The organism is Acidovorax sp. KNOB132 (genome assembly GCF_057541515.1).
On the sequence record NZ_BAAJYT010000020.1, the window covers coordinates 1 to 13792 of the forward strand.

General features: G+C 64.7%; 10 protein-coding genes, 1 tRNA gene and 4 pseudogenes. 4 read left to right on the forward strand and 11 right to left on the reverse strand.

Annotated elements, in window-relative coordinates; translation table 11 throughout:
• The 4 genes and pseudogenes from AC27IO_RS05440 to AC27IO_RS05455 all read right to left on the reverse strand — a co-directional run.
• A partial coding sequence (locus AC27IO_RS05440; protein WP_498737719.1) for an ATP-binding cassette domain-containing protein occupies positions 1-445 on the reverse strand: 445 nt, incomplete at its 3' end.
• A pseudogene (locus AC27IO_RS05445) lies at positions 442-1459 on the reverse strand (ABC transporter ATP-binding protein). The gene AC27IO_RS05440 and the pseudogene AC27IO_RS05445, both read right to left, overlap by 4 nt.
• Before the next feature lie 28 nt (positions 1460-1487).
• Positions 1488-2312: an ABC transporter permease gene (locus tag AC27IO_RS05450; RefSeq protein ID WP_498737795.1), complete on the reverse strand. Its 825-nt coding sequence runs from the start codon at positions 2310-2312 to the stop codon at positions 1488-1490.
• Between the two features lie 63 nt (positions 2313-2375).
• Positions 2376-3338 (reverse strand): ABC transporter permease, encoded by a 963-nt coding sequence (locus tag AC27IO_RS05455; protein WP_498737720.1) that lies wholly within the window; start codon positions 3336-3338, stop codon positions 2376-2378.
• Between the two features lie 311 nt (positions 3339-3649).
• Between AC27IO_RS05455 and AC27IO_RS05460 the strand changes: the two genes are divergently transcribed.
• On the forward strand, positions 3650-3919 hold the full coding sequence (locus AC27IO_RS05460) for a YfhL family 4Fe-4S dicluster ferredoxin (protein ID WP_498737722.1): 270 nt from the start codon (positions 3650-3652) through the stop codon (positions 3917-3919).
• A gap of 60 nt (positions 3920-3979) precedes the next feature.
• Here the strand turns inward: AC27IO_RS05460 and pth are convergent, their stop codons facing one another.
• The 7 genes and pseudogenes from pth to AC27IO_RS05495 form a co-directional block, all read right to left on the reverse strand.
• Positions 3980-4588: an aminoacyl-tRNA hydrolase gene (pth, locus tag AC27IO_RS05465; RefSeq protein WP_284424693.1), complete on the reverse strand. Its 609-nt coding sequence runs from the start codon at positions 4586-4588 to the stop codon at positions 3980-3982.
• 135 nt (positions 4589-4723) lie between these two features.
• The gene (locus tag AC27IO_RS05470) at positions 4724-5359 is read right to left on the reverse strand and encodes a 50S ribosomal protein L25/general stress protein Ctc (RefSeq protein ID WP_272564888.1); all 636 of its coding nucleotides are present in this window, start codon (positions 5357-5359) and stop codon (positions 4724-4726) included.
• A 147-nt stretch (positions 5360-5506) separates the two neighbouring features.
• Positions 5507-6481, reverse strand: coding sequence for a ribose-phosphate pyrophosphokinase (locus AC27IO_RS05475; protein WP_272548852.1), 975 nt, complete (start codon positions 6479-6481; stop codon positions 5507-5509).
• Between the two features lie 45 nt (positions 6482-6526).
• Positions 6527-6603 (reverse strand) — tRNA-Gln (locus tag AC27IO_RS05480).
• Between the two features lie 24 nt (positions 6604-6627).
• Positions 6628-7492: pseudogene (gene ispE / locus AC27IO_RS05485) on the reverse strand (4-(cytidine 5'-diphospho)-2-C-methyl-D-erythritol kinase).
• Positions 7493-7497: 5 nt separating this feature from the next.
• Positions 7498-8040: a lipoprotein insertase outer membrane protein LolB gene (locus tag AC27IO_RS05490; RefSeq protein ID WP_498737797.1), complete on the reverse strand. Its 543-nt coding sequence runs from the start codon at positions 8038-8040 to the stop codon at positions 7498-7500.
• Positions 8040-9830, reverse strand: a complete 1791-nt coding sequence (locus tag AC27IO_RS05495) for a tetratricopeptide repeat protein (protein WP_498737726.1) — start codon at positions 9828-9830, stop codon at positions 8040-8042. The genes AC27IO_RS05490 and AC27IO_RS05495 overlap by 1 nt, the downstream gene beginning before the upstream one ends.
• Before the next feature lie 29 nt (positions 9831-9859).
• Between AC27IO_RS05495 and mutM the strand changes: the two are divergent.
• The 3 genes and pseudogenes from mutM (at position 9860) to mutY (ending at position 13780) form a co-directional block, all read left to right on the forward strand.
• A pseudogene (mutM, locus tag AC27IO_RS05500) lies at positions 9860-10674 on the forward strand (bifunctional DNA-formamidopyrimidine glycosylase/DNA-(apurinic or apyrimidinic site) lyase).
• Positions 10675-10782: 108 nt separating this feature from the next.
• Positions 10783-12743: pseudogene (locus AC27IO_RS05505) on the forward strand (dynamin family protein).
• Complete coding sequence (gene mutY, locus AC27IO_RS05510) at positions 12740-13780, forward strand: A/G-specific adenine glycosylase (protein ID WP_284429211.1); 1041 nt, start codon at positions 12740-12742, stop codon at positions 13778-13780. The pseudogene AC27IO_RS05505 and the gene mutY overlap by 4 nt, the downstream one beginning before the upstream one ends.
• The last annotated feature ends 12 nt before the right edge of the window (positions 13781-13792 follow it).

Below are 13792 nucleotides of genomic sequence, written 5' to 3' on the forward strand. Positions count from 1 at the left end.
GCAGCGCCTGCAGCGGCTCGGCCACGATGCGCGCCACCGTCTGGCGCGGATCGAGCGAGCCGTAGGGGTCCTGGAACACCATCTGGAAGTCGCGCCGCGCGGCCCGCAGTTCGGCCGCCGGCAGCGCGTGCAGGTCGCGGCCCAGCAGGTGCACGCTGCCGGCGGTGGGCGCATCGAGCGCCATCACCAGCCGCGCCAGCGTCGATTTGCCCGAGCCGGATTCGCCCACCACGCCCAGGCTGCGGCCGGGGGCGATGGACAGGCTCACCCCGTCCAGCGCCCGCACCGTGGGCGGCGGCGACCACAGGCGCTCGCGCGGCAGGGCGTATTCGCGCACCAGGCCGTTGGCCTGCAGCAGCGGGGGCTCTTTGGGGTCGAATCGGTCTTGTGCCCTAGTACTGATTGCCGTGGTTGCTATGTTTTTGATAGTGCCATCCCAGGTCATGCCCGGCCCTCCTGCGCCGCCGCTGCCACCGCGTCCAGGCGAACGCAGCGGGCCGAATGGCCGTCGCCCAGCGGCACGGGCGCCGGCAGGGCCGGGTAGCACGCGGGCACCGTGAAGCCGCAGCGGCCCGCGAACGGGCAGCCGGGCGGCAGGTCCACCAGTTCCGGCACCGTGCCGGCGATGGTGGGCAGGCGCACGCGCGCACCGTGGGCGTCCCTTCCCGACGCAGCCGCGTCGAGCCGCGGGCGGGCCGCGAACAGCCCCCCGCGTGTAAGGGTGGGCCATGGCCGAGAACACTGCCGCCGTGGGGCCGCGCTCGACGACCGTGCCGCCGTACATCACCAGCATGCGGTCCACGTTCTGCGCGATCACGCCCAGGTCGTGCGAGATCAGGATCAGCGCCATGCCGCGCTCGGCCACCAGTTCGCCGATCAGCCCCAGGATCTGCTGCTGCACCGTCACGTCCAGCGCGGTGGTGGGTTCGTCGGCGATCAGCAGGTCCGGCCCGCAGGCCAGCGCCATCGCGATGGTGATGCGCTGGCGCTGCCCGCCCGAGAACTGGTGCGGGAACGCATCGAAGCGCTGCGCCGCGCGGGCAATGCCCACGCGGTCCAGCAGCGCCACGGCCTGTGCGCGCGCCGCGGCCGCCGGCAGGCCCAGGTGCCGCCGAAGCGGCTCGGCCACCTGCCGGCCGATGGTGTGCACCGGGTTGAGCGCCGTCATGGGCTCCTGGAAGACCATGCCGATGCGGCGCCCGCGGATGCGGCACAGCGCCGCCTCGTCCTGGCCCAGCAGCTCGGTGCCGTCGAAGCGGATGCTACCGCGTGTGGTGGCGCGGTCCGGCAGCAGGCCCATCAGCGCCATGGCGGTGAGCGACTTGCCGCAGCCCGACTCGCCGATCAGGCCCAGCGTCTCGCCGCGTTCGAGCGTGAAGCCCACGCCCCGCACGGCATCGGCCGGGCCGCGGTGCGTGTGCAGCCGCACATGCAGGTCGGAGACTTCGAGCAAGGGCATAGCGGGCGGGGCGTGGGGGGCCATGGCGTCAGCGCTGGCGCGACAGGCGCGGGTCGAGCAGGTCGCGCAGGCCGTCGCCCAGCAGGTTCAGCCCCAGCACCGCCAGCGCGATCGCCACGCCGGGCCACACGGCCAGCAGCGGCGCCTGGAACATCAGCGTCTGCGCCTCGCTCAACATGCGGCCCCAGGACGGTTGCGGCGGCTGCGTGCCCAGGCCCAGGTACGACAGCGCGGCCTCGGCCAGGATGGCCAGCGCGAACTGGATCGTGGCCTGCACGATCAGCGCCGCCGCGATGTTGGGCAGCACGTGCTCGCGCGTGATGCGCCACGGGCCCTTGCCGCAGGCGCGTGCCGCCAGGATGAATTCGCGCGACCACACGGCATTGGCCGAGGCGCGCGTGACCCGGGCGAAGGTGGGAATGTTGAAGATGCCGATGGCGATGATCGAATTGACCACGCCCGCCCCGAACACGGCGGTGAGCATGATGGCCGAAAGAATCGCCGGGAACGCGAAGGTGAAGTCCGCCATCCGCATGATGAGTTCTTCCACCCAGCCGCGCCGCGCCGCCGCCAGCAGCCCGAGCGCCGTGCCGATGGACAGGCCGATGCCCACCGCGATCACCCCCACCAGGATGGAATTGCGCGCCCCCACCAGCAGCAGCGAGGCCACGTCGCGCCCGAACGCATCGGTGCCCAGCCAGTGCGCGGCCGAGGGGGGCAACAGCTTGGCCTCCATGTCCATGTCGTAGGGCGAGCCGGGCGTCCACACGAAGGACACCAGCGCCGCCAGCACCAGCAGCAGCGACAGCACCGCGCCGATGGCGAAGCTGCGGTGGCGCAGCGCGCGGCGCAGGCCGGACGGCGCGGCCCCCCGCTGCCGGGACGGGCTGGGAGGGCGTGGCGGGGGACGGGGGCATCACAGGTCGCTCGCTTTCACGCGCGGGTCGATGGCGGCATACAGCAGGTCCACCACGAAGTTCACCACGATCACCATGGCCGCCAGCAGCATCACGCAGTTGCGCACCACGATCAGGTCACGGTTGGCGATCGACTGGAAAATCAAGCGCCCCAGGCCCGGCAGGTAGAACACGTTCTCCACCACGATGGTGCCGGCCAGCAGGTTGGCGAACTGCAGGCCCATCACCGTCACCACGGGAATCATCGCGTTGCGCAGCACGTGGCCCCAGAGCGCCGCGCGGCGCGACAGGCCCTTGGCACGGGCCGTGCGCACGAAGTCCTCGCGCAGCACCTCCAGCACCGACGAGCGGGTGATGCGCGCCAGGATCGCCGCCTGCACCACGGCCAGCGAGATCGCGGGCAGCAGCAGCGCCTTCAGCGCCTCAAGCGGGCTGCCGCCGCTGTCCTCGGTCCAGCCCGGAAAGCCGCCCGCCGAGAACCACTGCAGCTTCACCGAGAACAGCAGGATCAGCAGGATGGCGAACCAGAAATTCGGAATGGCGATGCCGATCTGCGCCAGCCCCATCACGCCCACGTCGCCCCAGCGGTTGTGGCGCGATGCCGCGTACACGCCCGCCAGCAGCGCCAGCACGGTGGTGATCGCCATGGCCATCAGCGCCAGCGGCACGGTGAGCGCCAGCCGCTCCAGAACCAGGTCCCTCACCGGAGTGCCGTAGGCGTAGCTGTCGCCCAGCTGGCCCGTGAGCAGCCCGCTCACCCAGTGGCCGTAGCGCTGCAGCGCGGGCTGGTCCAGCCCCAGCTTCGTCGCCAGGGCGGCCACGGCCTCGGGCGAGGCATCCGGTCCCATCAGCATCTGCGCCGCATTGCCGGGCAGGATCTCCAGCACCACGAACACGACCACCGACGCCCCGGCCAGCGTGGCGATGAGCGTGAGCAGCCGTTTGAGGAGGAAGGGTCCCATGGGATGGATCGGAAGGGTGCCGCAAGGCGTCCGGGCTGCCGAAAGGGGCAGGGCGGTGTGGGTGCAGCATAGCGGCAAACACCGTGCGGCGGTCGGAGGCGGGGCGCGTGCGGTGCACCGGTACCCGTTGCGGCGCGGGGCCGGATGGGCACGGCGCAGTGCGCGCGGGGACGGGGCAGGGATGGGGCAGGGGGGCAGACCGCCCCGCCTGCGCCAGGGACTTGCCGGGGCGGGGATAATCCCGGCATGACGTCCGCCCTCCGTGCCCTTGCGGCCTTTCGCGCGCCCCAGGCCTGTGCCAGGAGATCGCCATGGCTTTGATGATCACCGACGAGTGCATCAACTGCGACGTGTGCGAGCCCGAGTGCCCCAACCAGGCCATCTATCTGGGCGAGGCCATCTATGAAATCGACCCGGCTAAGTGCACCGAGTGCGTGGGCCATTTCGATGAGCCGCAGTGCGTGCAGATCTGCCCCGTGGCCTGCATTCCGGTCAGCCCGCAGCACGTGGAAAGCCGCGAAACCCTGTTCCAGAAGTACGAGCGCCTGCAAGCCGCGGCGGCCCAGGGCACGGCGTCCTGATCCAGGCGGTTCCGTCTCCCACGCAAGAAGGTATTGCGCGGGCAGCTCTCAAAATAGCAGTTAAACGCCGTCAGGCCGTGGCGGCTTGGGGCGCGGGGGCTTGGTCGTGTGCACCAGCAGCGTGGCCTTTTCCATGTCGCCCGCCAGCATCGCCGGGTGCGCCTTCAACGAATGGGCAATGCTGTCTTCGATCAGGGTGCGTTGGTCGGGCGATGGCTTCTTGAGCACCCAGTTGGCCACTTCCGCCTTGATGCCCGGGTGTCCGATCCCGATGCGCAGGCGCCAGTAATCCGCCGATCCCAGTTGCGCATGGATGTCGCGCAGCCCGTTGTGGCCGGCATGGCTGCCGCCGCGCTTGAGCTTCACATGGCCCGGGGCGATGTCGAGTTCATCGTGCGCCACCAGGATTTCGTCGGGCTGGATCTTGAAGAACCGCGCCAGCGCCGCCACCGATTTGCCCGAGAGATTCATGAAGGTCTGGGGCTCCAGCAGCCAGACGCTCTGCCCATGCACGTTCGTGCGGGCGACAAGGCCGTGGTAGTTGCGGTCCGGCACCAGCGTGGTTTTCAGTTCGCGGGCCAGTGCATCGATCCACCAGAATCCGGCGTTGTGGCGGGTGGCGTCGTAGTCGGGCCCTGGGTTGCCCAGGCCCACAAACAGTTTGATCATGGTGTCCGCGATTATCCGTGTGTGCCCAAGAAAAACGGCCCACGCAGGTGGGCCGTTCGGAGCGGTGCCGCCGCAGCGGCCCGCCAGGAGGTTGTCCTCCGCCTGCCGCCGGGACGGCGACAGTTGGGGAGATGATTACTTCTTCTTGCCCTTGCCGCCCTTGGCGTCGGCGGCAGGTGCTGCGTCGGCAGCAGGTGCTTCCACTTCGACCACGGGGTTGGTCACGGACACCAGAACGGGGTTGTTCTGGCCGCCACGGATCACGGCGCTCACGCCGCGGGGCAGCTTGATGTCCTTCAGGTGCAGCGATGCACCCTTCTTCAGCTTGGTCAGGTCCACGGCGATGAATTCGGGCAGGTCCGAAGGCATGCACGACACGTCGAGTTCGTTCACGACGGGGTTGACCAGGCACTTGTCCACCTTCACGGCGTCGGATTCTTCAGCGCCGCTGTAGTGCAGTGGCACCTTCATGTGCAGCTTGGTCTTGGCATCCACGCGCTGAAAGTCGATGTGCAGCACGAGTTGCTTGTAGGGGTGGTATTGCACGTCACGCAGCAGCACCTTGGAGGTGGTGCCGGCCACTTCCATGTCCAGCACGCTGGAGTGGAAGGCTTCCTTCTTGAGGGCGTGCCACAGCGCGTTGTGGTCGATCTCGATCAGTTGGGGCTCGGCGGCACCGCCGTAGACGATGCCGGGCGTCTTGCCCGTGTTGCGCAGACGGCGGCTCGCACCCGTACCTTGCTTGGCGCGCTCAAAAGCGACGAAGTTCATGGTTAGCTCCTGTGAGGGCCGGCCGCGACCAGCTCGGCCCTGTTGAAAAAGACCCGTGCCACCTGGCAGCGGACCTGCTTGTGTTCCCGAACGAACAAACCTCCCGAAGGAGGTCTGCCATCCCTTCCGCCCCGAGGGCGGACGTCATCAGAAAAGGTTGTCCTGGTCCGAGAACAGACTCATCACCGACTCTCCCTTGGCGATGCGCTGGATCGTTTCTGCGATCAGCGGTGCCACGGAGAGCTGGCGAATCTTGGTGCATCCCTTGGCGGCTTCGCTCAAGGGGATGGTGTTGGTCACGACCACTTCGTCGAGTGCGGAGCCCTTGGCGATGCGCTCGATGGCCGGGCCCGAGAAGATGGGGTGCGTGCAATAGGCGTACACCTTTTTGGCGCCACGTTCCTTGAGCACTTCGGCGGCCTTCACGAGCGTGCCGGCGGTGTCGATCATGTCGTCCATGATCACGCAATTGCGGCCGTCGATCTCGCCGATCACGTGCATCACTTCCGATACGTTGGCCTTCGGGCGGCGCTTGTCGATGATGGCCAGATCGCAGTTCAACTGCTTGGCCAGGGCCCGTGCGCGCACCACGCCGCCCACATCGGGCGACACGACGATCAGGTCGTCATATTGTTTCTGGCGCAGGTCGCCCAGCAGCACGGGCGAGGCATAGATGTTGTCCACGGGGATGTCGAAGAAGCCCTGGATCTGGTCTGCATGCAGATCCATCGTCAGCACGCGGGCCACGCCCACGGCCTGCAGCATGTTGGCCACCACCTTGGCGGAGATCGGCACGCGGCTGGAGCGCGGACGGCGGTCCTGGCGGGCATAGCCGAAGTAGGGGATCACCGCGCTGATGCGTTCGGCCGAAGCGCGCTTGAGCGCATCGACCATGATCAGCAGTTCCATGAGGTTTTCGTTGGTCGGCGCGCAGGTCGACTGCACGACGAACACATCGCGGGCACGGACGTTCTGCTTGATTTCGACAGTGACTTCGCCGTCGGAGAAACGGCCTACGTCCACTGCACCCAGCGTGGTGCCGAGGTGCCGGGCAATATCCGCCGCCATCCCAGGATTGGCGTTGCCGGTGAAAACCATGAAGTCGGGGTGATTGGCTTGCATGAGCGACCCAGCAGTCTAAAAAAAAAGCCCGTGTGCGAAAGTATTTGGCAGGGGAAGAAGGATTCGAACCTTCGCATGCCGGAATCAAAATCCGGTGCCTTAACCAGCTTGGCGACTCCCCTACACAGGTCGATCACTGAAAGTAATCAACCGAAATCCTGATCTGAAGTCCATCCTGCCAGAGGATGAATCATCAAATTTTCACATGCCTTCACTTGCCACGCGCCGGGCGCGTCTTGCAAGTTCACTGCCTGTGGCATCTGCGCAAACACCGCACTTCCCGAGCCAGTCATTCGACCTTGCAACCCTTTCGATTCCAGCCACTGAAGGGCTTGACCGATCTCGGGGCACAGTGCCTGAGCAACCGGCTGCAGATCGTTACTTCCAAATTGGTAGTGTGCTGCAGCAAAGCCTAAGATTGTAGCACAGCCAGAATCGCGTTTTAAGAAAGGGTGCGAAAAAATCGATTTCGTATCCAATCCCGCTTCTGGTTTGACCACCAGGAATTGTGTTCTTGGCAGTGCATGCGCTTTCTCAAGCGGGCGTATTGTCTCACCAATTCCTTCCACCCAAGCGTTATGGCCGCGTAAAAAAAAATGGCACGTCGGCGCCCAGCGACAGTCCGATGCGCTCCAGTTCCCCACGCGTCAGTTGCAGGTTCCACAATCGGTTGAGGGCCAGCAGGGTCGAGGCCGCATCGGACGAGCCGCCCCCCATGCCCGCCTGCGCTGGAATCCGCTTTTCGATGCCGATGTGCGCGCCCAGCGTGCATCCAGTGGCAAGCTGCAAAGCCGAGGCTGCGCGCACGCAAAGGTCTTGGGAAGGCAGCGCCTCCGACAGGTCCTCCCGGGTGATTGCGCCGTCCTGACGCAGTTCGAAATGGAGCGTGTCACACCAATCGATCAGCATGAACACCGACTGCAGCAGGTGGTAGCCGTCGGCGCGTCGCCCCGTGATATGCAGAAAGAGGTTGAGCTTGGCCGGCGCCGGCACATCGTGCAAAGACCGCATGTGTGTCAGCGGTCCAGGGCAATGCGCAGTGTGGCGTGCGGCAAGGGGCTGCGACGGTGAGCGACGAGCCTGCCGCGGTCCATTCCGTCGAGTTCTGCCTCCCAGCCATCGACCGCGATGGGTTCGCGTTTGAGCCAGCCGAACAAGGCGGACACCGGCACCGTGCTGCCTGTCAGCTGCAGGACCAGCGCGTCCAGCGAGTTGGATCGTCGCGTTTCCGATCCGTTGGTCAGTGTGGCCAGTCCGGGCGACCAAGCCAGCTTGGCCATCACATTGCCGAAGGGGTTGAGAAGCGTCAGTTCTCCTCGTTCAGGGGCGCCTCGCAATTCGAATGCCGCGTTCAACGGTTGTGCGGCGGGATCATCCACTTGCAGCGACAGCCGGCCGCTCCACGCATCGCTGGGCGCTGCGTCCTGCGTGACCATCCGGGCGTGCTGCGCACAACCCGCGAGGAGCAAAAAGGTCAGCGTTGCCAGCCAAGCGCTCCAAGCGGGCCAGGTGCTTTTGGCATTTGCGCGGTAGCGGCCATTGATCGCGGCGCGCCGCATCAAGGGTTGGCTCCGAGGCGCTTCAAAGTCTGGCGCAGGGTGTCGTTGTTCTTGTTCAGCCGCAGGCCTTCTTTCCAGACAGACGTCGCGCGATCACGCTCTCCGAGCGACCACAGCACTTCGCCCAGATGGGCCGCGATTTCCGGATCGGGCTGTGCCTTGAATGCATCGCCGAGCAAGCGCGCGGCTTCTTTCCGATTGCCGAGCCGAAACTCGACCCAGCCAAGGCTGTCCATGATGAACGGGTCACCGGGCGCGTATTCCAGCGCTTTTGCAATCAGCTGCTTGGCTTCCGGCAGTCGGATGTCACGTTCCGCGAACGAGTATCCCAGGGCGTTGTAGGCATGGTGGTAGTCGGGCTGGCGGGCAATGATCTGCCGCAGCAATTTTTCCATGTCGTCCAACAGGCCCGCCTTTTCGGCCAGCATGGCTTGGTCGTAGACGAGTTCGTTGTCTTGCGGAGCCAAGGCGACGGCCTTGGCTTGGGCTTCATAGGCTTCCCGGTATTTCTGTGCATCGCGCAGCAGCTGGACCTCGGCGAGCAATTTCATTCGCTCTTCCTGGGGCGTCTTCGCAGGCAACGCGCGAATGAGCGCAAGGGCTTCGGGCAGCTTGCCCTGGCGAGCCAGCAGGGACGCCTTGCGGCTTTGCACCGTCAGCATTTCAGCGGAGTTCTCGATCCGGCCCAGCCAGGCCTCCGCTTCCACCAAGTTGCCCCGCTTTTCTGCGATCTGGGCTTGCAGCAGGAATGCCTGCGTCATCGCACTTCGGCGCGGATCGCCCGCAGGCAGTGCCTCCAGGAGTTTCTGAAACTGCGTCAGGGACGCATACGCCTCATCGAGGCGGTTGGCCTGCAAGTGCAGGCTGGCTTTGACCAGCCAGGCTTCTGCCATGTCGGGCGTGCTCTGGGTCAGCAGATCCGCCTGTTTGGAGGCTTCCGCATAGCGCTGTGAGTCCAGCAGGGTGCGAACGTACACCATGCGGATTTCCGGCTTGGGCGTCCCGGCCAGATAGCGGGCAACCAATGGCTCTGCCTCTGGTTCGCCGGCTTCCAGCAGTTGCAGCGCCAGCAAGGCGACGCCTTCGGCTGGCGCATCCATGGTCTGGGCCTGGCGTGCGGCTTCCAATCCACCCTTCTTGTCGCCCGCGGCCAGGCGCATTCGGCCGATGGTGATCCACGCGGAGGGGCCGGATGCCGGGTTGCTGAGCTGATCTGCCAGCGCCTGCTCGACGACCTTGGCGGCCATGGTCTTGTCGCTGGCCCGCCCGTACAACTGCGGAATGGCCTGGAGCGTCATGGCCCTGTCATTCGCAGGCGATTGATCCAATTCCTGCTTGAGGAGGTCGGATGTCTCCTCGATGCGATTGAGCGCAATGAGGATCTGCAATACGTACCGGTTGGCCTCGCGCGACTGAGGCTGTGCACTTTTCCACGCCCTCGCTGCCGCCAGCGCATATTCAGCCGAGCGCGATTGCAGGGCAATTTCGACGGCCCGCCGATAAAGCTGGCCATCGCCGCTACGGCGGGCTGCTTCCAGCATGAGCGAATAACCGGTGCCGGGATCGCCCCCCGTGGTGCTGATCTCTCCTAGCAGGATTTCATAGAACAGTTCTGCATCGAGCGCGGCGGCTGCATCGCTGGAAGTCTCCTGAGACGCTCGAAGCCCGGCTTGCGATGTCGGTGCTGGCGAATTTTGCGCCTGTGCAGAAAGAGTTCCCGTCACCATGGCGCATGCCAGGGTGATGGTCCAGAGTCGATGTGATTGCGCCATCGACCCATAATAATCCATGGTTCAACGTCTTTGTGGAGCGTGCAGGCATGCCTGAGTTGCCGGAAGTGGAAGTAACGCGACTCAGCATCGCGAAGGGGATTTCCGGCGCGGTAATCCAGTCGGCCACGGTGGGCAAACCATTGAGGTGGCCACTTGGTTGCCCGCCCGAGGGGTTGATTGGCCGCACCATCACGGCAGTGCGGCGCCGGGGCAAGTATTTGCTCCTTGACCTGGACGGAGGGCTTCTCCTGATCCATCTCGGCATGTCGGGGAGCCTGCGTCTGGGGCAAGCGCTGGAAGCGCGTGGTCCACACGACCATTTTGAAATGGAAACGACCTTGGGGACCCTGCGCCTGCGGGATCCTCGAAGATTCGGCGCAGTGGTTTGGGCGCAAGACGAGGGCGCCGAAGAAGCGAAGAAGCTGTTGGGTTCACTGGGGGTGGAACCCCTTTCCGATCTGTTCACCGTCGCTGGTCTCTTTGCCGGTTTGCGTGCGAGCCGGGCGCTGTGAAGCAGGTCTTGCTCAGCGGCAAAGTGGTGGTGGGGGTCGGAAACATCTACGCGTCGGAAGTGCTGTTCCTGGCGGGTATCCGCCCGACAGTGAAGTCATCGACCATCGGCTTGGCGCGGGTTCGTCGCCTGCACGCAGCCATTCGCGAGGTGCTGGCGCGCGCGGTGGAGCGGGGGGGCAGCACGCTGCGGGACTTTGCCAGCGCGGACGGCAGTGAGGGCCATTTCCAGCTGGAGGCGCATGTCTATGGACGGCACAACGAGGCGTGCCGGGCCTGCGGGTCTCCGGTGCGAATGATCCGGCAAGGTCAGCGCAGCACCTACTATTGCATCCGTTGCCAGAAGGCATAGGGTTAAGAGGGGTGGCACCACGCCGTTTCGAGCCTTCAAGAAGTTCGTGGGGTGCTATATTTTGCGAAGGCTCCTGCACGTGCGGGCGCAGCGACACTCGGGAGCAAAGTGGGACCCTCTTTTAACGAACAGTTCGACCAGCACGGCGCATGGCGCCGGGCATTCGCACTTCAACTTAAGCAGTTGGCCGACTGGATGGCGTCGCATTCCCTCATGGATGCGGCCGTTGGCGAGAAGCTCCAGCGACTGGAGGGCCAAGTGCGCAGCGACAAAGTCATGGTGGCTTTCGTCGCGGAGTTTTCCCGGGGCAAGTCCGAACTGATCAACGCCATCTTCTTTGCCGACTATGGCCGCCGGATCATGCCGGCCAGCGCGGGGCGAACGACGATGTGCCCGACGGAATTGGGCTACGACCCCGGCGTGCCTGTGAGCCTGCGCCTGCTTCCCATCGACACCCGGCTGCAGGTGCAGGGACTGGCCGAGTGGCGCCTGAAACCCGAACGCTGGGTGCAGATTCCCTTGGATGTCCATGATGCGGGGCAGATGGCCCGCTCGCTCGAGAAGGTGGCCGAGGTCCGGCGCGTCAGCTTGGACGAGCGCGAGCGCTGGGCTTCTGGCACGACGACCTGCCGGAAGAAAACCCGGTGCCGGACGCCAGCGGCCTGGTGGAAGTTCCGATGTGGCGCCATGCCCTCATCAATATTCCCCATCCGCTGCTCAAGCAGGGCCTGGTCATTCTGGATACGCCCGGACTGAACGCGGTGGGTGCGGAGCCTGAACTCACCATCAATCTGATTCCGCAGGCGCATGCGGTGGTCTTCATCCTGGGGGCGGACACCGGGGTCACGCGGTCCGATCTCTCGATCTGGCGGGAACATCTTGCAGCCCCGTCTGAAAATGCGGATGCCCGCTTGGTGGTCCTCAACAAGATCGACACACTGTGGGACACCCTGAACTCGCCTGAGCAGGTTCAAGAACAACTGGAGCGCCAGCGCCTGACCTCTGCTGAGATGCTGGGTATCTCGCAAGAGCACGTCATGCTGGTTTCAGCCCAGAAAGGATTGATCGCCAAAATCCAGTGCGATGACCTGTTGCTGGAGCGCAGCGGCTTGCCTCTTTTGGAAGAAGCGCTGGCACAAGGGGTGATGGGCAAGCGCCAGTCCATTCTCCGCTCTGCCGTTGCAGCGGGCATTGCCGGCCTGCGGTCGGAAACCTCCCGCGTGATCAACATCCGCCGGCGCGATCTCGATGACCAGATGCTGGAGTTACGGAGCTTGCGGGGAAAGAATGCTTCCGTCATCGATTCCATGCGCACTCGGATCGAGCAGGAGCAGCGGGAGTTTGAGATGAGCACCGCGAAGATTCAGGCGGTGCGTGCAGTCCATCTCAAATTGCTGCGCGATATCTTCCATGAGCTCGGAGCCCGTTCACTGAAGGCTGAGCTGGCGCTGCTCACAGACGCATTGCAGCAAAAGGGACTGAAGCTGGGCGTGCGCAAAATCTATGCGGAGACCTTCCAGCGGCTGCAGGCCATCGTGGACAAGGCGCAATCTTCGGGCACTGAAATCCATGCCATGTTGGGCGGTACATTCCGACAGCTCAACACGGACTTTGGCTTTTCACTCCAAGTGCCTCCGACTCCGCAACTGGAGCCCTTCCTGCAGGAAATCGCGCAAATTGAGCAGCGGCATTTGCAGTACCTGGGCGTGGGCAATGCCCTCAAACTGGCGCAGCCTGAGTTCGCGCAGCGATTGGTCCGTGCGCTCGGCATGCGGCTTCGCACGGTGTTCGAGTCGGTTGCCAACGATTTGGAGCTGTGGAGCAAATCCGCAACAGCGCAACTGGATGCCCAACTAAGAGAGCGCAAACGCAGCTTTGCGCGTCGCATCGAAGCGGTGGACCGCATTCAGCACGCAGCAAGCGGTTTGGTCGAGCGCATTGCAGAGATTGAAATGGCCGAGCAGGAGTTGGGGCAGATGGAGGCGCGCTTGAATGAGATGACGGAGCAGCTCGCAGCCGTCCCGCGCGCCGAGCCGCCCCAGGTCAGCCCGCAAACGGCCCTGGCATGAGCGACATCCCGGAAATTGCCACCGATGTGGTTCGGTGGCAGGCGGTGCATGGCCGCAACCATTTGCCATGGCAGCAAACACGTGATCCTTATCGGGTGTGGCTGTCGGAAATCATGTTGCAGCAAACCCAGGTCGTCACCGTCTTGGGCTATTACGAACGCTTTCTGGCTCGATTTCCGGATGTGCAGTCGCTCGCAGCGGCAACGGAGGGCGAGGTGCTTGCTTTATGGAGCGGGTTGGGCTACTACAGTCGTGCACGAAATCTGCACCGCTGTGCTCAGAAAGTCGTGGATTTGCACGGGGGCGAGTTTCCCCGGACCGCCGAGGTATTGGCACAGTTGCCGGGAATCGGCCGCTCGACGGCAGGTGCGATAACCGCCTTCTGCTTTTCCGAGCGTGTTCCCATATTGGATGCAAATGTTCGCCGGGTGCTGACGCGAGTGCTTGGCTTCACGGCCGATTTGGCAATCGCCAAGAATGAACGTCTTCTTTGGGATCAGGCCTGTGCCTTGCTGCCAGTCAGTGATCTGCAGCATGCGATGCCGCGCTATACCCAGGGTCTGATGGATCTCGGGGCGACGGTGTGCACGCCAAAGAAGCCGACCTGCATGGTCTGCCCTTTGAACCGGCAGTGCAAAGCCCGCCGCGACGGAGACCCCGAACGCTATCCCGTGCGGACCCGCAAATTGTCGCGTCGTGCGGAGTCGTGGTGGCTGATGCTGCTGCAGGACGGCAATGGGCGCGTCTTGCTCCAGCCGCGTCCCTCGAGCGGCATTTGGGCAGGTCTGCATTGCCTGCCGGTGTTCGAGGAGCGCGCAGCACTGCAAGCGTCATTGGCATCACGGCCTGCGCCGCTTCAGGATTTGGAGGGCTTTCTTCATGTCCTGACCCATCGGGATCTGCACCTCCATCCCGTGCGAATCCCGTGGCAGGCGGATTGGGGCCTTCCGGTGGACGGTGCCTGGTTCGGTGCTTCCGACTGGGACCGCTTGGGTATGCCAACGCCCATCCGAAAATTGCTGCTGAACCTATCCTGATTTTTTTCACGT

Excerpts from the sequence above, each read along its gene's own strand:
- AC27IO_RS05455 (WP_498737720.1), bottom strand. The coding sequence starts at position 3,338 with ATGGGACCCTTCCTCCTCAAACGGCTGCTCACGCTCATCGCCACGCTG.
- AC27IO_RS05460 (WP_498737722.1), top strand. The coding sequence starts at position 3,650 with ATGGCTTTGATGATCACCGACGAGTGCATCAACTGCGACGTGTGCGAG.
- pth (WP_284424693.1), bottom strand. The coding sequence starts at position 4,588 with ATGATCAAACTGTTTGTGGGCCTGGGCAACCCAGGGCCCGACTACGAC.
- AC27IO_RS05470 (WP_272564888.1), bottom strand. The coding sequence starts at position 5,359 with ATGAACTTCGTCGCTTTTGAGCGCGCCAAGCAAGGTACGGGTGCGAGC.
- AC27IO_RS05475 (WP_272548852.1), bottom strand. The coding sequence starts at position 6,481 with ATGCAAGCCAATCACCCCGACTTCATGGTTTTCACCGGCAACGCCAAT.
- AC27IO_RS05490 (WP_498737797.1), bottom strand. The coding sequence starts at position 8,040 with ATGCGGCGCGCCGCGATCAATGGCCGCTACCGCGCAAATGCCAAAAGC.
- AC27IO_RS05495 (WP_498737726.1), bottom strand. The coding sequence starts at position 9,830 with ATGGATTATTATGGGTCGATGGCGCAATCACATCGACTCTGGACCATC.
- mutY (WP_284429211.1), top strand. The coding sequence starts at position 12,740 with ATGAGCGACATCCCGGAAATTGCCACCGATGTGGTTCGGTGGCAGGCG.